14 protein-coding genes are annotated in these 19,716 nt (G+C 70.6%); 10 read left to right on the plus strand and 4 right to left on the minus strand.

Going from position 1 to position 19,716, the window contains the following annotated elements; translation table 11 throughout:
* The 3 genes from ACYVE7_RS05750 to ACYVE7_RS05760 form a co-directional block, all read right to left on the minus strand.
* Positions 1–1,000 (minus strand): serine/threonine-protein kinase (locus ACYVE7_RS05750; protein WP_460363484.1); only part of this gene is annotated, 1,000 nt, incomplete at its 3' end.
* A gap of 132 nt (positions 1,001–1,132) precedes the next feature.
* Positions 1,133–2,065 carry an acyl-ACP desaturase gene (locus ACYVE7_RS05755; protein WP_460363485.1) on the minus strand — a complete coding sequence of 311 codons (933 nt, stop codon included), beginning with the start codon at positions 2,063–2,065 and terminating at the stop codon, positions 1,133–1,135.
* A 173-nt stretch (positions 2,066–2,238) separates the two neighbouring features.
* A complete protein-coding gene (locus ACYVE7_RS05760; protein ID WP_460363486.1) occupies positions 2,239–2,991 on the minus strand; it encodes an SDR family NAD(P)-dependent oxidoreductase in 753 nt (250 codons plus the stop codon).
* 162 nt (positions 2,992–3,153) lie between these two features.
* Between ACYVE7_RS05760 and ACYVE7_RS05765 the strand changes: the two genes are divergently transcribed.
* The 4 genes from ACYVE7_RS05765 (at position 3,154) to ACYVE7_RS05780 (ending at position 8,790) form a co-directional block, all read left to right on the plus strand.
* On the plus strand, positions 3,154–6,261 hold the full coding sequence (locus ACYVE7_RS05765; protein WP_460363487.1) for a DEAD/DEAH box helicase: 3,108 nt from the start codon (positions 3,154–3,156) through the stop codon (positions 6,259–6,261).
* The gene (locus tag ACYVE7_RS05770; RefSeq protein ID WP_460363488.1) at positions 6,261–7,106 is read left to right on the plus strand and encodes an SWIM zinc finger family protein; all 846 of its coding nucleotides are present in this window, start codon (positions 6,261–6,263) and stop codon (positions 7,104–7,106) included. Before ACYVE7_RS05765 ends, ACYVE7_RS05770 begins: the two co-directional genes overlap by 1 nt.
* Positions 7,107–7,237: 131 nt before the next feature.
* On the plus strand, positions 7,238–7,750 hold the full coding sequence (locus ACYVE7_RS05775; RefSeq protein WP_460363489.1) for a SigE family RNA polymerase sigma factor: 513 nt from the start codon (positions 7,238–7,240) through the stop codon (positions 7,748–7,750).
* A gap of 32 nt (positions 7,751–7,782) precedes the next feature.
* On the plus strand, positions 7,783–8,790 hold the full coding sequence (locus tag ACYVE7_RS05780) for a hypothetical protein (protein WP_460363490.1): 1,008 nt from the start codon (positions 7,783–7,785) through the stop codon (positions 8,788–8,790).
* 188 nt (positions 8,791–8,978) lie between these two features.
* On the opposite strand, the gene glgP is transcribed toward ACYVE7_RS05780, so the two are convergent.
* The gene (glgP, locus tag ACYVE7_RS05785) at positions 8,979–11,519 is read right to left on the minus strand and encodes an alpha-glucan family phosphorylase (RefSeq protein WP_460363491.1); all 2,541 of its coding nucleotides are present in this window, start codon (positions 11,517–11,519) and stop codon (positions 8,979–8,981) included.
* Positions 11,520–11,795: 276 nt separating this feature from the next.
* Here glgP and ACYVE7_RS05790 point away from each other — a divergent pair, with 276 nt between their 5' ends.
* From ACYVE7_RS05790 to ACYVE7_RS05815, 6 genes are all read left to right on the plus strand, one after another.
* On the plus strand, positions 11,796–13,718 hold the full coding sequence (locus ACYVE7_RS05790; protein WP_460363492.1) for an alpha-1,4-glucan--maltose-1-phosphate maltosyltransferase: 1,923 nt from the start codon (positions 11,796–11,798) through the stop codon (positions 13,716–13,718).
* Positions 13,715–15,412 carry a maltose alpha-D-glucosyltransferase gene (gene treS, locus ACYVE7_RS05795; protein ID WP_460363493.1) on the plus strand — a complete coding sequence of 566 codons (1,698 nt, stop codon included), beginning with the start codon at positions 13,715–13,717 and terminating at the stop codon, positions 15,410–15,412. Before ACYVE7_RS05790 ends, treS begins: the two co-directional genes overlap by 4 nt.
* Positions 15,409–16,551 (plus strand): maltokinase N-terminal cap-like domain-containing protein, encoded by a 1,143-nt coding sequence (locus ACYVE7_RS05800; RefSeq protein WP_460363494.1) that lies wholly within the window; start codon positions 15,409–15,411, stop codon positions 16,549–16,551. Before treS ends, ACYVE7_RS05800 begins: the two co-directional genes overlap by 4 nt.
* Positions 16,552–16,774: 223 nt before the next feature.
* Complete coding sequence (locus ACYVE7_RS05805) at positions 16,775–17,605, plus strand: glycosyltransferase family 2 protein (protein ID WP_460363495.1); 831 nt, start codon at positions 16,775–16,777, stop codon at positions 17,603–17,605.
* Positions 17,602–18,672: a GNAT family N-acetyltransferase gene (locus ACYVE7_RS05810; RefSeq protein WP_460363496.1), complete on the plus strand. Its 1,071-nt coding sequence runs from the start codon at positions 17,602–17,604 to the stop codon at positions 18,670–18,672. Before ACYVE7_RS05805 ends, ACYVE7_RS05810 begins: the two co-directional genes overlap by 4 nt.
* Positions 18,669–19,715: a glycosyltransferase family 2 protein gene (locus tag ACYVE7_RS05815; protein ID WP_460363497.1), complete on the plus strand. Its 1,047-nt coding sequence runs from the start codon at positions 18,669–18,671 to the stop codon at positions 19,713–19,715. The genes ACYVE7_RS05810 and ACYVE7_RS05815 overlap by 4 nt, the downstream gene beginning before the upstream one ends.
* The last annotated feature ends 1 nt before the right edge of the window (position 19,716 follow it).

Here is a 19,716-nt window from a genome sequence, read left to right on the forward strand (position 1 = left end):
GACGCGGCTCCCAGGCAGCGGGCCGCTGGGACGGCTGCTCGGCGGGCCGGACCGGCGGCCGCGTCCACGGCTGCGGCGACTGGAACTCCTGGACGGCCGGAGCGGGCCGGAACAGCGACGGATCGGGCTCGGGGTTGGGCGGCGGCGAGTGGAACCGGTGGCTCGGGGTGTCGAGCAGCGTGTGGTCGATCAGGGTGAGTTCGACGTCGAGCCGCGAGCAGAGCCTGGCCAGGGTCTTGGCCGTCGGACGTTCGGTGGGACTCTGGGCCATGGCGCTGCGCAGCACGGGCAGCAGCGGGGCGGGCACGCCGTCCAGATCGGGCGTCCCCTGGACGATCTTGTAGAAGATCTGCTCGAAGGTGCCCGTGCCGAACGGCGGACGGCCCGTCGCGGCGTAGATCAGGGTGCCGGCCCAGGCGTGGACGTCGGCGGGCGCGCGGAACTCGTCGCCGTTGAGGATCTCCGGCGACAGGTAGCCGGGCGTGCCGATGACCATGCCGGCGGAGGTCAGCCGGGTGGCGTCGACGGGCTGGGCGATCCCGAAGTCGATCAGGACGGCCTTGCCGTCCTCACGGAACATCACGTTGCCGGGCTTGAGGTCGCGGTGGACGATCCCCGCGGCGTGGATGTCGGCGAGCGCCTCCGCCAGATGCTCGGCCAGGTTCTTCAGGGCGGCGGCGTCCAGGACGCCCCGTTCGGTGACGCGCTGCTCCAGGGTCCGGCTGGGCACGTACTCGGTGACGATGTACGGCGGTTCGGCGGTGACGTCGGCGTCGAGGATCCGGGCCACGAACGGGCTCTGCACACGTCGCATGGTGTCGACCTCGCGGGCCAGCCGCCGCAGCGCCACCGGGTCGCCGGACCCGCCGCGCAGCAGCTTGACGGCCACCGTCCGGCCCATCGGGTCGATGCCCTTGCGCACGACGCCCATCCCGCCCTCGCCGAGCACCTCGGCCAGACGGTACGGACCAATGCTGTCCCCGGACGTGACGACTCCCAAAACTAGACGCAAGCGGACGGTTCGCCGCCGCCAACCCTACCCGTCCCGACCACGCACGGTCAGGAACGGCGAACGGCCCCGTCCGTTCTTTGACGTCGGACGGGGCCGTTCGGTTGCGTCAGGCCGGTTGCGTCAGGCTCGGGCGGCGACGCGGGCGCGGCGGGCCTCGCGGCGCTCCTCGAACTTCTTGGCGGCCTCGTCGAGGCCGGTCATGAAGTCGGACAGCTCCTCGCGGGCCTTCTCACCCTCGGCGTCCAGGCCCTCCAGCTCGAACACCCGCCACTTGCGCAGGACGGGCATGAGCACCTCGTCGTGGTGGAGGCGCAGGTCGTAGATGCCGGCGTTGGCGATGGCCACGGACTTGCGGAGGAAACCGTCGATCGTGTAGCCGGGCATCTGGAAGCCCTTGACCACATCGGTGATCGCGCGCATCGCGGCGTTGGGGTCGACCTCGATCGCGGCCTCGAGGAGGTTCCGGTAGAAGATCATGTGCAGGTTCTCGTCGGCGGCGACGCGCTGCATCATCTGCTCGCACAGGTCGTCGCCGGACGCCTTGCCGGTGTTGCGGTGCGACACGCGGGTCGCGAGCTCCTGGAAGGAGACGTAGGCGACACCGTGCAGCACCTTGTCCCCGTGGTCGGGCTCGTAGCCGATCTCCATGTGCTGCATCCGGGCGCGCTCCAGCAGCACCGGGTCGATCGCCCGGGTGACGGTCAGGAAGTCGCGGATCACGATGCCGTGCCGGTTCTCCTCGGCGGTCCACCGGTTCACCCACTGGCCCCACGCGCCGTCCCGGCCCATGATCCGGCCGATGGCGGCGTGGTAGCCGGGCAGGTTGTCCTCGGTGAGCAGGTTGACCAGCAGCGCCTCGCGCGCCGCGGGCGTGACCTTGGACTCCTCGACGGACCAGTCGGCGCCGCCCAGCATCGCGAAGTTCCGGCCGTCGCTCCACGGCACGTAGTCGTGCGGGAACCACTCCTTCGCCATGGACAGGTGGCGGTTGAGCTCCCTCTCGACGACGGGTTCCAGCTCGTTCAGCACCTTGATGTCAATGGCTTCAGGCATACCTAGGCCCTTTCCGGGGTTCGGCGCGTAAGTGACGCCTTATGCGAGGGAGTCTGATAGTTGCGCCGAATGTGACGCGCGTCAACAGCCTATGTGGGCGCCTCGGCACGGTGATATGAGCAAGGGCTACAAGCGATCGATGCCCGCTTTGGTGGGTGCGGACAAGAAGTGGCTCAGCCTCCGTGGGTGCGGAAGGCGCGCTTCCACAACGTTGCGGACGCCCCGCGGAGCAGGGCTCGGGGCGCCAGCCGCAGCGCCGGGACGAGCGCCTTGTACTGGACGCCCGGGACGCACAGGGCCCGCCCGGCGGCCACCGCGGCCAGCCCCTGCTCGGCCACCGCGGTGCGGCTCAGCCACATCAGGCCGGTGGGGGCGTCGTCCTCGGTGCGGGTGAAACCGGGGCACAGGGCCGTCAGATGGACGCCGTGCGGGCGGAGTTCGGCGTGCAGGCTCTCGGTGAGGCTGGTGACGTACGCCTTGGTCGCGCCGTAGACGGCGCTGCCGGGCGCGGGGGCCAGCGCGGCCACCGAGGCGACGTTCAGGACACCGCCGTGGCCGCGTTCGACCATGCCGGGGAGCGCCGCGTGAGTGAGGCTGGTCAGGGCCGTGACGTTCAGGGCGATCTCGGCGAGCTGATCGTCCAGGGGGAGTTCGTGGAACGCGCCGAACGCGCCGTAACCGGCGTTGTTGATCAGGAGGTCGACGGAGGCGGCGCGCGCCTCCACGGAAGTGAGGTCGCCGGTCAGATCGGCGGGCAGCACCTCGACGGTGATCTCGTGGCGCGCGCGGAGGTCGGCCGCCAGGCGTTCCAGCAGGTCGGTGCGGCGGGCGACCAGGACCAGATCGGCGCCCCCGGCGGCGAGCAGACGCGCGAAAGCCTCGCCGATCCCGCTGGACGCTCCGGTGACCATCGCTGTCCGCCACATGGGCGGAACCCTAGCGTCCGGTGGAGGCGGTGGGCTTTGGGCCTCCCCTGAAGGATCTTCGTTCGGCCGGTCTGAGCAGGCGCGTGGGGGTTGAGCGGGAAAAACGTCGGTGGGCGCTGCTAGCTTCGGCCGGGAGATCGAGCGGGGGAAGGAGCGGGCGGGATGCTCGTCGCACACGCCACCTGGCACGGTGGGGCGCTGTGCCTGTGGGCCGAGCACGACGGGGCGCGGTCGGGGCGCGGCAGCGTGCACCCGTTCGCGACGGCCGACTTCACGGGCACCTCGTACGCGGCGTTCGTGGCGGGCGCGCCCCGGGTGGTGCTGGATCTGGTGCTCCCCAGCACCGCCGATCATCCGCTGCCCTCCGCCGAACTGGGCCCCGAACCGTTCGACGGCACACCCGAGCTGGCCGTGTGGCGGGTGCCGGCGCTGGTGCTCGATCCGTTCCCGACGATGGCGCTGCTGCGCTCCGCCGAGCACGTCGCGGACGTCGTGCCCGGCGCCGATCTGCGGTATCTGGCGCTGCTCGCCGCCGAGGCCGCTGAGCTGACCAGACGTGGCCGGGTGCTGCCCGCCCTGGTCGTCGAGGACGGCGATCTGGCGGCACGGTGGCGTCCCGTCCTCGATCCGCTCCGGCTGCGGGCGCTGACGGCCGCGATGCCGCCCGCCTGCCGGGCCGTCGCGACGCCGAGCCCGGCCGCGACCATCCTGCGCGAGGCGCTCGCCGGGCTCACCGACACCGCCGTCCGCGGCTCCGCGCCCCATCCGCTGCTACCCGCCCGTAAAGGGGCCGTGCCCGATCAGCTTCCGCTGCCGGAACGGTGGCTGGCGGCGCTGACCGGGCCTGACGCGCTGATCCCCCGGGAGCCGGGCGACGACCACGTCCTGCCCGAGCTGCGCGCCGAACTCGACGCCTGGCTGCGCTCCGCCGTCCCCGCCGCCGCCCCCCTCCGCCTCGCCTTCCGCCTCACCGAACCCACCCTCCCCACCGAAGCCCCCTCCCCCGGGCGGCCTACCGGAGAGCCGCCAGGCCCGAGCCCGTCCGGCCTCGGGGAAACGCCGGACCTCTGGGCGGGCGTCGCTTCGGACGAGGCCGGTGCGAGTGCGGGGGAAGGGGTGGAGGAGACGTGGCGGGTGGAGTTCCTGCTGCAGGCGGCTGAGGATCCGAGTCTGATCGTCGGGGCGGCTGCCTTGTGGAGCGGGGAGGCGCTGCTGGAGGGCGCCGAGGAGATCCTGCTGTCGGGGCTCGGCCGGGCGCTGCGGGTGTTCCCCGACCTGTCGCGGGTGCTGGACTCGCCCGAACCAGCCGGGATCGCGCTCGACACCGCCGGGGCGTTCCGGTTTCTGCGGCAGGCCGCGCCGCTGCTGGCCGCCGCCGGGTTCGGGGTGTTCCTGCCGAGCTGGGCGGGAAAGGCGAAACTCGGGCTGAAACTGAAAGCCGGAGAGGAAGAGGAGCAGCAGCAGGACGGCGCGGCCACCGGTTCGGGATTCGGGCTCACCTCGTTGATCGACTTCCGGTGGGAGCTGGCGGTCGGCGCGGACAGCATCGACGAGGACGAGCTGGCCGAACTGGCCAGGTTGAAGACCCCGCTGGTCCGGCTGCGCGGCCAGTGGGTCGAGCTCGACGACGACCAGCTCGAGGCGGCGCTGGAGTTCCTGCGGCACGGCCGGTCCGGCACGATGACGGCCGGGCAGGTCGTCCGGGCCGTCATCCACGCGGGCGAGCAGTCGCTGCCGCTGCTGTCGGTCGAGGCGGGCGGCGCGCTCGGCGACCTGCTGTCCGGCGAGGCCGACCGGCGGATCCAGCCCGTCCCCACCCCCGAGGGGATCGAGGCGACGCTCCGGCCCTACCAGGAGCGCGGGCTGGCCTGGCTGGCGTTCATGGACGGGCTCGGCCTCGGCTCGCTGCTCGCCGACGACATGGGACTCGGCAAGACCCTGACGCTGCTGGCGCATCTCGTCCAGTCCCGTCCTGCCGTGCCGCAGGAGCGGCGGCCGACCCTGGTCGTCGTGCCGATGTCGCTGGTCGGGAACTGGCAGCGGGAGTCCGCCAAGTTCGCGCCGAAACTGTCCCTGTACATCCATCACGGCGGCAAACGGTTCCGGCGGAACGACCTGGTGAAGGCGGCGCTCGCCGCCGACGTCGTCCTCACCACCTACGGCACCGCCGCCCGCGACTCCGCCGAGCTCGCCCAGGTGCCGTGGGCGCGGGTCGTGTGCGACGAGGCGCAGGCGCTGAAGAACAGCGGCACCCGGCAGGCGAAAGCCGTCCGCTCCATCCCGGCGGGCAGCCGGATCGCCCTCACCGGCACCCCGGTGGAGAACCATCTGACCGAACTCTGGTCGCTGATGGAGTTCGCCAACCCGGGGCTGCTCGGCCCCAAGCAGTCGTTCCGCGAACGGTTCGCGGTGCCCATCGAGGCCGAGGGCGACGAGCAGGCGGCGCTCGCCCTGAAACGCGCCACCCAGCCGTTCATCCTGCGACGCCTCAAAACCGATAAGACGATCATCACGGATCTGCCGGAGAAGCAGGAGATGAAGGAGTTCTGCTCGCTGACCGTCGAGCAGGCGTCGCTCTACCAGGCGACCGTCGAGGACATGCTGGAGCAGATCGCGCAGGCCGACGAGAAGAAGCGGCGCGGGCTGGTCCTGGCGACCATGGCCAAGCTCAAACAGGTCTGCAACCATCCCGCCCACTTCCTGAAGGACGGCTCCCGGCTGCCGGGCCGCTCCGGCAAGCTCGCCAGGCTCGAGGAGATCTGCGCCGAGGTGATGGAGGCGGGCGAGAAGATCCTCGTCTTCACCCAGTACGCCGAGTTCGGTTCGATGCTCCAGCCCTACCTGGCCGGACGGCTGGAGCGGCCCGTGCTCTGGCTGCACGGCGGCACCACCAAACAGCACCGCGACGAACTGGTGCTCCGCTTCCAGGAGGACACCGAACCGGCCGTTTTCCTGCTGTCGTTGAAGGCCGCCGGCACCGGGCTGACCCTGACGGCCGCCAACCACGTCGTCCATGTCGACCGGTGGTGGAATCCGGCCGTCGAGGACCAGGCCACCGACCGGGCGTTCCGGATCGGGCAGCGCAAGAACGTCCAGGTGCGGAAGTTCCTGTGCGCGGGCACCCTCGAAGAGAAGATCGACGAGATGATCGAGCGGAAGAAGTCCCTCGCCGAGTCGATCGTCGGCACCGGTGAGGACTGGCTGACGGAGCTGTCGGTCGCCGAGCTCCGCGACGTCCTGCGGCTGTCGCCCGAGGCGGTGGCGGGCTGATGGCGTTCTTCGAGAGCGCGAAACCGATCCGGGTGGACGGCGGGATCCTCGCGCGGAAACGGCGCGGGTCGATCGGCGAGGAGTGGTGGTCGCGCCGGTTCATCGACCTGCTGGAGTCGTTCGCCGACACGGGCAGGCTTCAGCGGGGGCGCGCCTACGCACGTCAGGGGCAGGTGCTGCGGCTCGACATCCGGCCGTACGAGGTGACGGCGACCGTCCAGGGGTCGCGGCCCGAACCGTACGAGGTCACCCTCGGCCTGCCCGCGATCGACGGCTGGGACGCCATCGAGGACGAGCTGGCGCGGCGGGCGGTGTTCCGGGCGCGGCTGCTGGCCGGAGAGATGCCCCGCGAGATCGAGCAGGTCTTCCACGCCTGCGGGGTCGGGCTGTTCCCCGAGACCGCCGACGATCTGCACCTGATGTGCAGCTGCCCCGACTGGGGCGACCCGTGCAAGCACGCGGCGGCCGCCCTCTACCTGCTGGCCGAGGCGTTCGACGACGATCCGTTCCTGATCCTCGCGTGGAACGGGCGGTCCCGGGACGATCTGCTGACGGCGCTGCGCCGCAGACCGGCCGTCACCGAGCCGGACGAGGAACACGACGAACCGCTGTCGGCGGAGGACTTCTGGACTCCGCCGTCGGGGCTGGCGGCGCTCCGGGACCGTCCGCCCGTCCCGTCGGCGCCGCCGGGGCTGCTGCTGCAGCTCCTCGACCCGCCCGCCGTCAAGATCCGGCGGCGGGCGCTCACCGATGTGCTGCAGCCGCTGTACGAGGCGCTGTCCGGTGATCCGGTGCCCGAGCCGGAGTCGAGCGCGCTGTTCGACGATCCGGAGGAGCTCGGCTGAGAGAAGACCGCTGAAAGAAGACCGCTGAGAAAAGATCGGTACGGTACGCAACGTTCGGGGCGCGGCGGGCGGTAGTGGTCGGCAGAGTCCGGTGGAACCCCCGGCCGGGCTCGGAGCGAGGGAGGCTGGGGATGGCGGAACGCCCCGAGTTCGCCGTGTACGCGGCGGAACGGTCGCCGCGGTTGCTGCGGACGGCGTTCCTGCTGTGCCGTGACTGGCCGACCGCCGAGGATCTGGTGCAGACGGCGCTGACCAAGGCGTGGCTGGCGTGGTCGCGGGTCGGCGACGACCCGGACCCGTACGTCTACCGGATCCTGGTGAACACCCATCACTCCTGGTGGAGGCGGAGGTCGCGCGCCGAGGTGCCGACCGAGGTGCTGCCGGAGGTCCCGCTCCCGGACGGTGGTGACGTGGAGGACAGGGACGCGCTGTGGTCAGCTCTGGGCCGCCTCGGCCGGCGCGAGCGCGCCGCGATCGTGCTCCGCTATTTCTGCGATCTGGAACATGCCGCGATAGCGCGCATCCTGGACTGCGAGCCGGTGACGGTCCGCAGCCAGATCTCGCGCGCGCTGGCGAAGCTCCGCGTCGATCCCACGCTCCGCGACCATCCCGTGGTGGATTCGCTCGTCTCTCAGGGGGCCTGACCGTGTCTTTCTCCGAGAGGGATCTGAGAGCCATGCTCGAAGACAACAGCGCCGACGTCCCACCGACCCCCGCCCTGGCCGAAGCGGCCGAAGCGGCAGGCCGCAGAACCCGCCGCCGCCGCTACGTCGTGGGCGGCCTCAGCACCGCCGCCGCCCTGGCCGTCGGCTTCACCGTCATCCCCACCCTGTTCACCGACGCCGCGCCCCCCACCAAAGACCCCGCCCTGGCCTCGACCCTCACCCCCACCGTCCGCCCCGACGTCGACCTGGCACTGCTCACGAAGGGCGGCCTGCCGTTCCTGCAGCTCGGTGACTGGACCACCGCCTCCATCGGCGAGCTGAAGGAGCTGACCAGCGTGGTGGTCAGCACCACGGACGGCTCCGTGGTCAGGCCCTACTTCGGGGGCGGCACCGCGCTCACCGGTTCCGTGCTCGGCGTCACCGAGCTGCCGGTCGGCGTGAAGGGCCCGGTCGCGAAGAAGAACGGCAAGGGTATGCACGGCCTGGGCCTCCGGATCAAGGTCGACCGGACTCTGGCCGATGCGTCTCCGCTCACCACCGACCCCTCCGGCGAGGTTCTCCTCGACCTCGGCGTCGTCAACGACGACGGAATCAAGCTGGCCACGCAGGCCATCCCCGTGGGCGCACGGCTGGTGGCCGTCGCGGGCCCCTCGGCCGACCCCGACCCCGACGCCCACACCGCCCGAACCGTGATCTTCGAGGACGCCGACGGATCCCCGGCCGGCGGCCCCTACTCCCTGCCCAAACGCCCCTCCCCCTGGTCGGACGCGAAGAGCTTCGACGAGGTCGTCGCCCTCGTCGACAAGGCCTACCGCGACTGTCCCACGCTCGACCTGTCCAAGAAGACCGACCCACGCGACCGCAAGGTCATCGCCGTCCGCATCAAGGAGATGGCGAAGATCCTCGCCGACCGCCCCCTCTGCGCCATCGTCTTCAGCACCTACCCCCACCTCATCCTGCCCCCCGACCAGCCCCCCGTCACCGGGTGGACCGAACCCAAGGCCACCCCCACGCCCTGAACCGTTGCGCCCGTCCCTCGGGGGGACGGGCGCGACGCGTTCCGGCCGGAGGCCACGCGCACCAGCACCGCAGGCCGCTCCCCTACGACGCGTCCCCGGTGCCGGTGCGCCCGCTCAGAACATGCTCCGCCTGCGACGCCAGGCGCTCCGTTCACCCGCGGACCGGCTTGTCCCGTCGCCGAGGCAGATCAGCGGAGGTCGCCGGTGGTGAGGCCTTCGGGGGGTGGGGGGAGGGTGATGAGGCCGAGTTCGGCGGGGGTGGCCAGGAGGGGGTGGGTGGGGATGGCTCGGACGCTGTAGCCGAAGGGGCCGGGGCGGTCCAGGGGGAGGTCGGCGGTGAAGTGGTGGGGGGTGGCAGGGGAAGGGGTGAGGACGGCGGCGTGGGGGTCGGTGAGGTGGTCGTGTTCGTCCACGTGGCCGTAGACGACCTCGACGCGGACGTCGGCGGGGGTGAGATCGCCCAGGTCCAGTTCGGCGCGGACGGTCAGGACCGAGCCGACGTGCGGGGTGTCGTCGGCGAGCTGCTCGTCGACATGGGTGATGGTCACGGTCGGCCAGGACTTGGCGATGCGGGCCTTCCAGGTGGCGAGGGCCCGGGCGCCGGTGTAGCCGTCGGCCGAGACCAGGCGGAAGGAGTGGGCGGCGGGCGCGTACAGGTCGCGGACGTAGTCGCGGACCATACGCGAAGCCAGGACCTTCGGGCCGAGGGTCGTGAGGGTGTGCTTGACCATCTCCAGCCAGCGGACCGGCAGGCCGTCCGGGGAACGGTCGTAGAAGATCGCGGCGACGTGTTCGGCGACCAGCTCGTACAGGGCCGCCGACTCCAGGGCGTCGCGCCGATCGGGGTCGGTGACGCCGTCGGCGGTGGGGATCGACCAGCCGTTCTGGCCGTCGGCCCACTCGTCCCACCAGCCGTCCTTGATCGACAGGTTGAGTCCGCCGTTGAGCGCGGCCTTCATCCCGGACGTCCCGCACGCCTCCAGCGGCCGGAGCGGGTTGTTCATCCACACGTCGCAGCCCTGGACGAGCGCCTGCCCGAGATCCATGTCGTAGTCGGGCAGGAACACGATCCGGTGCCGGACGTCGGCGGAGTCCGCGAACCGCACGATCTGCTGGATCAGCCGTTTGCCGCCCTCGTCGGCGGGGTGCGCCTTGCCCGCGATGACGATCTGCACGGGCCGTTCGGGGTCGAGGAGCAGGCCGCGCAGCCGGTCGGGGTCGCGCAGCATGAGCGTCAGCCGCTTGTAGGACGGCACCCGCCGCGCGAACCCGATGGTGAGCACGTCGGGTGAGAGCACGTCGTCGACCCACCCCAGTTCGGCGGGCGCGGCCCCGCGCGCGATCCACGACGCCCGCAGCCGCCGCCGCGCCTCCCCGACGAGCCGGGCCCGCAGCACCCGTCGCACCGCCCAGATCTCCTGGTCGGGGACGTCCGCGATCCCCTCCCAGCCGGACGCGCTGGCCACGACCGACGGCACCTCCCGCGCGGCGATCTCCAGAACCTCCTGCGCGACCCAGGTCGGCGCGTGCACCCCGTTGGTGATGGAGCCGATCGGGACATCGGCGGTGTCGAACCCGCCCCACAGCCCGCCGAACATCTCCCGGCTGACGGCCCCGTGCAGTTCCGACACCCCGTTGACGCGCTGCGCCAGCCGCATCCCCATGACGGCCATGTTGAACACGGTCGGGTCGCCGTCCTCGTAGGTCTCGGCGCCGAGCGCCAGGACCCGGTCGACGTCGGGCCCGGCGAAGTACCGCTGGATCAGTTCGCGGGGGAACCGGTCGATTCCGGCGGGTACGGGCGTGTGGGTGGTGAACACCGTCCCGGCCCGTCCGGCTTCCAGCGCCTCTTCGAAGCTCAGCCCTTCGGCCCGGTACTCGCGGATCCGTTCCAGTCCGAGGAAGCCGGCGTGCCCTTCGTTGGTGTGGAACACCTCGGGCGCGGGATGGCCTGACAGCGCGCAGTAGGCGCGGATCGCCCGCACCCCGCCGATGCCGAGGAGCATCTCCTGCAGCAGCCGGTGGTCGGTGCCGCCGCCGTACAGCCGGTCGGTGACGTCCCGGAGCGCGGGTTCGTTCTCCTCCACGTCGGAGTCGAGCAGCAGCAGCGGCACCCGTCCGACGCGCGCCAGCCAGACCTGGGCGTGCAGGGTGCGCCCTTCGGGCAGTTCCAGTTCGACGCGGACGTCGAGCAGGGTGAGCGGCAGCCCGTTGGGGTCGATCGGCGGATACCGTTCGAGCTGCCATCCCTCCGGCGACAGCGACTGCGCGAAGTAGCCGTGCCGGTACAGCAGCCCCACCCCGATGATCGGGACGCCGAGGTCGGAGGCGGTCTTGAGGTGGTCGCCGGCGAGGATCCCGAGCCCGCCGGAGTACTGGGGCAGCGCGGCGGTGATCCCGTATTCGGGGGAGAAGTACGCGATCGCGGCCGGCGCCTCGGCCAGCCCCTGGTACCAGTGGGCGGCATCGAGGTAGCCGCGCAGATCGGCGACGGCCGCCTCCAGCCGTCCCACGAATCCCTGGTCGGCGGCCAGCTCCGCCAGCCGCCCCGCCGGCACCTCGCCGAGCAGCCGGACGGGATCACCCCGCCACAGCTCGGGCGCCACCTCCCGGAACACCTCCTGGGTTCCGTGGTGCCACGACCACCGAAGGTTCAGCACGAGTTCTTCGAGTCCCCGTACTTCCTCAGGCAGAACAGTCCGTACCGTAAACCGCCGGATTGCCTTCATTGCCCCAACGCTATGCACCAATCCGCCGACCCCACACCCCCAGTAACGAAACCCTGTCCCTCTCGTTCCATCGCGTGGGGCCGCGTAGCCGGGGAGGTGGCCTGAGGGACAGGGTCAGGTGGCGTCCGGGATTGGACAATCGCGCGGTTTGCGGGGGGCCGGATCGGTAAGGGAGTTGGCATGGTCTATGTCCCGGAGATGACGAACAGGAGTGATGGTCGTTACCTGGGTGATCCGGGGGATCTACCGGCGGGTACGCGGCTAGCGTGGGAGCCGATGATCGGCAGAATCCCCATTCTTGATGTCCAGCCTGTGGTGGATTGCGGGAAGTGGCCCGCGAAAGCCGCCCAGGGCGAAACTCTCACCGTCGAGGCGACCGTGTTCCGCGAGGGGCATGAGAGTTTCGGCGCCGGTGTCACGCTGCGCGCGCCCGACGGGACGCAGCGGCCCCGGATCGGGCTCACCGAAAAAGCTCCGGGCACCGACCGCCTTACCGCCGAGGTCACTGTCGGCGAGGAGACGGGAATGTGGCATTTCCGGATCGAGGCCTGGGGTGATCCGGTCGCCCAGTGGCTGCATGACGCCGCGATCAAACTCCCCCGCGGCCAGGACGTCGAGCTGATGCTCCTGGAGGGCGCCCGGCTGTTCGCGCGCGCCGCGAAGGCCGTCCCGAAAGCGCGGCGCGCCCCGCTGAAGGAGCTCGCCGAGGCGTTCGGGGAACGGTCCCTTCCACCCGCCGACCTGTTCCAGCGGGTTCAGGCGAACGCCGAGCTCCTCGCCGAGTTCCCGGTCCGCGAGCTGACCACCCGCACCGCGTGGTTCCCGCTGAAGGTGCACCGCAGGCGGGCCCGGTTCGGCGCGTGGTATGAGTTCTTCCCCCGCTCCGAAGGCGCCGTCTTCGACCCGACGGGACGCCGCGCCCCCCAGTCGGGGACCTTCCGGACCGCGGCGCGGCGGCTGCCGGCCGTCGCCGCGATGGGCTTCGACGTCGTCTACCTCCCGCCGATCCACCCGATCGGCCACGAGTTCCGCAAAGGCCCCAACAACACCCTCACTCCGGGCCCCGACGATCCGGGCAGCCCGTGGGCGATCGGCTCGCCCGAGGGCGGCCACGACGCGGTCCACCCCGACCTCGGCACCCTCGACGACTTCGACGCGTTCGTCGCCACGGCCCGCGGTCTCGGCCTGGAGATCGCCCTGGACCTGGCCTTGCAGTGCGCGCCCGACCACCCGTGGGTCAAGGAGCACCCGGAGTGGTTCACCACCCGCGCCGACGGCACCATCGCCTACGCCGAGAACCCGCCGAAGAAGTACCAGGACATCTACCCGATCAACTTCGACAACGACCCGGAGGGGATCTACCAGGCCGTCCTGCGGATCGTCCGGCACTGGATGGACCACGGGGTCCGGATCTTCCGGGTGGACAACCCGCACACCAAGCCGGTCCGGTTCTGGGAGCGGCTGCTCGCCGAGATCGACCGGACCGATCCCGACGTCCTGTTCCTGGCCGAGGCGTTCACCCGTCCCGCGATGATGCACACCCTGGCGAAGGTCGGCTTCCACCAGTCGTACACGTACTTCACATGGCGCAACGGCAAGGACGAGCTCCAGGAGTACGGCGCGGAGCTGCGGCGGGCCGCCCACTACATGCGGCCCAACTTCTTCACCAACACCCCGGACATCCTGCACGCCTACCTCCAGCACGGCGGCCGTCCCGCGTTCCAGATCCGCGCGGTCCTGGCGGCGCTGATGTCACCGGCGTGGGGCGTCTACGCGGGGTTCGAGCTCTGCGAGAACCTGCCGGTGCGGCCGGGCAGCGAAGAGTACCGGGACTCGGAGAAGTACCAGCTCAAGGACCGCGACTGGACGCGCCCCGACTCCCTCGCCCCGCTGCTCACCGAGCTGAACCGGCTGCGGAACGCCCATCCCGCGCTCCAGGAGCTGCGCACCCTCGTCTTCCACCCCACCGACGACGCCGAAGTGATCGCCTTCTCCAAGGGCGACGTCCTGGCCGTCGTCAACCTGAACCCCCACCACACGCGCGAAACGATGGTCCACCTCGACTGGCCGGACCCCCGCCGGATCCGCGACGTCCTCACCGGCGACGCCTACACCTGGCACCAGCACAACTACGTGCGCCTCGACCCCCAGGTGAGCCCGGCGCACGTCTTCGAGCTCGAAGGGAGCCCCCGCGCTTGACTCCTCCCATCCCGAACGCCTTCACCGAGGACTCCCCGGGCGACCCGTACTGGTACAAGACGGCCGTCTTCTACGAGGTGCTAATCCGCGGTTTCGCCGACTCCAGCGGTGACGGCACCGGCGACATCAAGGGCCTGATCGGCAAGCTCGACTATCTGCAGTGGCTCGGCATCGACTGCCTCTGGCTGCTGCCGATCTACGAGTCGCCGCTGCGCGACGGCGGCTACGACATCAGCGACTACATGAAGATCCTGCCCGAGTTCGGGGTGCTGGGCGACTTCGTGAAGCTGGTGGACGAGGCGCACGCGCGCGGCATCCGGGTCGTCGCCGACCTGGTCATCAACCACACCAGCGACCAGCATCCGTGGTTCGTGGAGTCGCGCCGCGACCCCGACGGCCCGTACGGCGACTTCTACATGTGGTCGGACACCGACGAGGCGTATCCCGACGCCCGGATCATCTTCGTCGACACCGAGACGTCGAACTGGACCTACGATCCGGTCCGCCAGCAGTACTACTGGCACCGTTTCTTCTCCCACCAGCCCGATCTGAACTACGACAACCCGGATGTCCAGGAGGCGATGCTGGAGGTTCTGCGGTTCTGGCTGGATCTGGGCATCGACGGTTTCCGGCTCGACGCCGTCCCCTATCTGTACGCGCGTGAGGGCACCAACTGCGAGAACCTGCCCGAGACCCACTCCTATCTGAAGCGGGTCCGCGCGGAGGTCGACCGGCTCTACCCCGACCGGGTGCTGCTGGCGGAGGCCAACCAGTGGCCGGCGGATGTCGTGGAGTACTTCGGTGATCCGGCGACGGGCGGCGACGAATGCCATATGGCGTTCCATTTCCCGGTGATGCCGCGGATCTTCATGGCGGTGCGCCGGGAGTCCCGCCACCCCATCTCGGAGATCATGGCGCAGACCCCGAAGATCCCCGAGCACTGCCAGTGGGGCATCTTCCTGCGCAACCACGACGAGCTGACCCTGGAGATGGTCACCGACGAGGAACGCGACTACATGTACTCCGAGTACGCGCGCGATCCGCGGATGAAGGCCAATGTCGGGATCCGCCGCAGGCTCGCGCCGCTGCTCGACAACGACCGCAACCAGATGGAGCTGTTCACGGCGCTGCTGCTGTCGCTGCCGGGCAGCCCCGTCCTGTACTACGGCGACGAGATCGGGATGGGCGACAACATCTGGCTGGGCGACCGCGACGGGGTCCGCACCCCGATGCAGTGGACGCCCGACCGGAACGCGGGTTTCTCCACCTGCGACCCGGCCCGGCTCTACCTGCCGGTGATCATGGACCCGATCTACGGGTACCAGGCGCTGAACGTCGAGGCGCAGCAGCGCAACCCCGGTTCGCTGCTGCTCTGGACCAGGAAGATGATCGAGATCAGGAAGCGCCATCCGGTCTTCGGCAACGGCACCTTCGTGGAGCTGACGGCGTCGAACCCGGCCGTGCTGGCGTTCCTGCGCGAGTTCGGCGACGACCGGGTGCTGTGCGTCAACAACCTGTCGCGGTTCCCGCAGCCCGTCGAGCTGGACCTGCGCCGGTTCGAGGGCATCGCGCCCATCGAGTGCATGGGCGGGGTCCGTTTCCCCGCCATCGGTGAGCTGCCCTATCTGATGACCCTGCCGGGGCACGGCTTCTACTGGTTCGTGCTCCCGCCCGCCCCCCGTTTGGAGGAGTGACGGCCACCCTCGAGAAGCAACTCCAGACCTGGCTGCCCCGGCAGCGCTGGTTCGCCGGCAAGGGACGGCCGATCACGTCGGTGACGGTCCGCCGCCGCACCCCGCTCCTGGACGGCCTCGACCATCTGATCCTGGAGGTCCGCCAGGGCGACGACACCCACCTCTACCAGCATCTGCTCGGCGACGGCTTCCCCGCGTTCCTCCTCGGCGCCTGCAACGCGGGAGCCGACGTCGGGAGCCTGCGTTTCCGTTCGCTGGAGCCGGTCGATCCCGCGCTCGCGGCGCGGCCGCTCGGCGCGGAGCAGTCCAACAGCTCCGTCGTCTACGGGCGGGCCGCGATCGCGAAGCTGTTCCGGCTGCTGACCCCGGGGATCAACCCCGATCTGGAGCTGACCAGGGCGCTCACCGGACGCGGCCAGGTCGCCAAGCTCTACGGCTGGGTCGAGACCGAGCTGGACGGCGTCACGACCACGCTGGGGATGGTGACGGAGTTCCTCGCCGACGGCGTCGACGGGTGGCGGCTGGCGGCGTCGGCCGCGAACTTCCGGCACGAGGCGCACGCGCTCGGCGCGGCCACCGCCCGCGTCCACAAGGACCTCGCCGCCGTGTTCGGGGTGGTGGAGCTGCCCGCGGAAGCGGTCCGGATCCTGGCGGCGACCATGACGGCGCGGCTGGACACGGCGTGCGCGCAGGTCCCCGCGCTCGTCCCGTTCCGGGCGGGGCTCGCCGAGGCGTTCGCCGAGCTGGCCGCGTACGGGGCGCTGCCCGCGCAGCGCGTCCACGGCGACTACCACCTCGGCCAGGTGATGAGCACCCCGGACGGCTGGCGGCTGCTGGACTTCGAAGGCGAGCCCAGCAAGCCCCTCGCGGAGCGGCGCGCCCCCGCCCACCCGCTCCGGGACGTCGCCGGAATGCTCCGGTCTTTCGACTACGCGTCCTCTTTCGGCCACACTCCGGACTGGTCGGGTCCGAACCGATCCGCATTCCAGGCGGGTTACACCGAAGCGGGCGGGCCGGATCCGGCAACACATCCGGTGCCGTTGCGTGCTTTCGAATACGACAAGGCGGTGTATGAGGTGGTGTATGAGTTCCGCAACCGCCCGGATTGGCTGCACATTCCGCTCAGCACGTTCCGCTGACACCGCTCCCACCAGCGGAAACACCGGACATGCCTGACTCTTCATTCGATCGTGCGAAAGGCTGTCGCGCCGCGTTGGCCGAATCATGCCTAACGCTGCGTATCCCTTCCGCGCGATGGTTAGCAACCCATCACCTAGGAGTTGGCTTCCCGGGGATCTCCGAACAACAGCCCGGTAGCCGTCATCAGAAGAGTCAGACACCCACCTTCCACGGGGGCCCCCAATGAACACCCAGCATTCCCTCGCACCGGCGATGATCTCTCCTACGCTTCGCAGGAACCGGCTGGACCTGTCGCGGCGGCGGACCCAGTGGCCGACGGTCACGGCGGTCATCCCGACCCTCAACGAAGCCGACAATCTCCGATGGCTCCTGCCGCGGCTGACCGCGGTGGACGAGGTCGTCATCGTGGACGGCGAGTCGACGGACGGCACCGTTGAGATCACCCGGCTGCTGCGGCCCGACGCAGTGATCATCGTGGAACCGCCCACCGGCAAGGGGACCGCGATGCGGACCGGGATGGCGGCCGCCACCAGCGAGGTCATCATCATGCTCGACGCGGACGGTTCGATGGATCCGGCCGAGTTCGACAGTTTCCTGTCGCTGCTCTGCCGGGGCTTCGAGTTCGTCAAGGGCTCCCGCTACAACTGCGGCGGCGGCTCCGACGACCTGACCTGGCTGCGCGACAAGGGCAACCTCTGGCTGACGCGCACCGCGAACGTCCTGTACCGGCAGAAGTGGACCGACCTGTGCTACGGCTATGTCGCGATGCGGCGTTCGGCCGTGGAACGGCTCCAGCTCACCTCGACGGGGTTCGAGATCGAGACGGAGATCTGCATCAACGCCGTCCGGGCGGGGCTGCGCGTCGCCGAGGTGGCGTCGCACGAGTCCCACCGCCGGTTCGGCGAGTCCAACCTCAACACCTTCCGCGACGGCTGGCGGGTGCTGCGGACCATGTTCCGGCTGCGGTTCGCCGGCAAGCTCGACCAGGCGGTCGCGACCCAGCCGTTCGAACCTGTCTCCGTGGGACAGCTCGCCGCCGCGAGGGCGAAATGAAGGTAGAAATCGTCGTGCCGAGGGAGCTCGGCCCGGAGGACCTGCGGCGCTGGCGCGAGATCCAGGGGACGGATCCCGCGCTCGCCAACCCGTTCCTCGCCCCCGAGTTCACGCTGGGCGTGGCGAAGTTCCGTGCCGACGTGCGGGTCGCGGTCGTCAGCTCGGCGTCCGGGATCGAGGCGTTCTTCCCCTATGAGCGGCACGCCGCGGGGGTCGGGCATCCGGTCGGGTTCGGCCTGACCGACCTGCAGGGCATCGTCGCCCCGCCCGACCTTCCCCTGGACGCCCGTGATCTGCTGCGCGCCTGCCGGCTCTCGGTCTGGGACTTCGACCACCTCATCGCCGGGCAGCGGCTGTTCGCACCGTTCCACCAGGTCACCCGGGTGGAGCCGATCATCGACCTGTCCGGGGGCTACGCCGCCTGGGAGGCCGAGGCCAAGGCCCTCGCGCCGAAGACCCACAAGACCATCAAGTACAAGGAGCGCAAGCTCGGCCGGGAGGTCGGCGAGGTCTCCTACACCTTCGCCTCGGCGTCGGCCGCCGACCTCGAGCAGCTCATGGCCTGGAAGTCGCTCCAGTACCAGCGGACCGGCCGCACCGACCGGTTCACCCGGCCGTGGATCGTCGAACTGGTCCGGCACTTCCACGAGACCGGCTTCGGGGTGCTCAGCGTGCTGAAGGCGGGCGAGGAACCCGTCTCCATGCACTTCGGGCTCCGCTCCTCCCACGCGATGGCCGGCTGGTTCCCCGCCTACGACACCGCCTACGGCAAGTACTCCCCCGGCATGATCGGCCATCTCGCGCTGGCGTCCGGGGCCGCCGCCGACGGGCTCACCGAGATCTGGATGGGCCGCGGCGGCAAGGAGTTCAAGGAGTGGCTGAAGAGCCGCGAGATCCCCATCGCCGAAGGGCGCGTCGCCAGGGCCACGCCCGGCGCCGCCTACCACTGGGCGCGGCACGTCCCGCTGAACAAGCTCCGTGACGCCGCCCTGTCCAACCCGAAGTTCTACGCGCGGGCCGACCGCGTCCTCAAGACCTACGCCAAGCTCAGGGGCCGTACGCCATGACGTCCATCTCGGTGGTGATCTGCGCCTTCACCGACAGGCGCTGGGACGACGTGCACGCCGCCGTCGCCTCCGTCCGCCGCCAGCTCCACCCCGCACACGAGATCATCCTGTCGGTCGACCACAACGAGGAGCTGTTCGAGCGGCTGACGGAGTCGCTGCCGGACGTCCGGGTGGTGCGCAACGCCGAGGGCCGGGGCCTGTCGGGCGGCAAGAACACCGGAATGTCCTACGCGTCGGGCGACGTGGTGGCGTTCCTCGACGACGACGCCGTCGCCGCGCCCGGGTGGCTGGGCGCGTTCGCCGCGGCCTACAGCGATGAGAAGGTGATCGGGGTGGGCGGCCGGACGGTCTCGCTGTGGCCCGGCTCGCCGACCGCCGCCGAGCTGCGCGCGGCGCTCGAGGACGGAAGAAGGCTTCTGCAGGACCAAGGCGGAGACCCCCATCGTCGCCCCGGTCCTGCAGAAGCCTTCACCGTCTCAACGGGCGTCCGTCCGCGATGGTTCCCAGAAGAGTTCGAATGGACCGTCGGCGGCACCTACCGGGGCATGGTGCCGGGCCCGGTCCGCAACGTCCTGGGCGGAAACGCCTCGTTCCGGCGTGACGCGTTCGCCATCGCGGGCGGGTTCTCCGCCGACATCGGCCGCACCCACGCCATCGACCGGCCGCTCGGCTGCGAGGAGACGGAGTTCTGCATCCGGCTCGGCCAGCGGATGCCCGAGACGGTCCAGCTGTTCGACGCCGCCGCCGTGATCTGGCACCGGGTGCCGGTCGAGCGCACCAGGTTCTCCTACTTCCGGGAGCGCTGCTATGCCGAAGGGCTGTCGAAGGCGCTGGTCGCGCAGAGCGTCGGAGCGCAGGACGGGCTGTCGAACGAGCGCGCGCACGCGTTCAGGACCCTGCCGAAGGGCGCGTTCCGCGGGCTCGGCGACACCGTGCGGGGCGATGTGGGCGGGTTCGGCCGGGCGTCCGCGATCACGATCGGGCTCGGCTACACCGCGACCGGCTATCTGGTCGGCCGCCGCGCCACCCGCAAGGGGGCCTGAC

It is taken from the genome of Actinocorallia lasiicapitis (genome assembly GCF_054778695.1).

Excerpts from the sequence above, each read along its gene's own strand:
- ACYVE7_RS05810 (WP_460363496.1), top strand. The coding sequence starts at position 17,602 with ATGAAGGTAGAAATCGTCGTGCCGAGGGAGCTCGGCCCGGAGGACCTG.
- ACYVE7_RS05790 (WP_460363492.1), top strand. The coding sequence starts at position 11,796 with ATGATCGGCAGAATCCCCATTCTTGATGTCCAGCCTGTGGTGGATTGC.
- ACYVE7_RS05775 (WP_460363489.1), top strand. The coding sequence starts at position 7,238 with ATGGCGGAACGCCCCGAGTTCGCCGTGTACGCGGCGGAACGGTCGCCG.
- ACYVE7_RS05760 (WP_460363486.1), bottom strand. The coding sequence starts at position 2,991 with ATGTGGCGGACAGCGATGGTCACCGGAGCGTCCAGCGGGATCGGCGAG.
- ACYVE7_RS05815 (WP_460363497.1), top strand. The coding sequence starts at position 18,669 with ATGACGTCCATCTCGGTGGTGATCTGCGCCTTCACCGACAGGCGCTGG.
- glgP (WP_460363491.1), bottom strand. The coding sequence starts at position 11,519 with ATGAAGGCAATCCGGCGGTTTACGGTACGGACTGTTCTGCCTGAGGAA.
- ACYVE7_RS05780 (WP_460363490.1), top strand. The coding sequence starts at position 7,783 with ATGCTCGAAGACAACAGCGCCGACGTCCCACCGACCCCCGCCCTGGCC.
- ACYVE7_RS05805 (WP_460363495.1), top strand. The coding sequence starts at position 16,775 with ATGAACACCCAGCATTCCCTCGCACCGGCGATGATCTCTCCTACGCTT.
- ACYVE7_RS05755 (WP_460363485.1), bottom strand. The coding sequence starts at position 2,065 with ATGCCTGAAGCCATTGACATCAAGGTGCTGAACGAGCTGGAACCCGTC.
- ACYVE7_RS05770 (WP_460363488.1), top strand. The coding sequence starts at position 6,261 with ATGGCGTTCTTCGAGAGCGCGAAACCGATCCGGGTGGACGGCGGGATC.
- ACYVE7_RS05765 (WP_460363487.1), top strand. The coding sequence starts at position 3,154 with ATGCTCGTCGCACACGCCACCTGGCACGGTGGGGCGCTGTGCCTGTGG.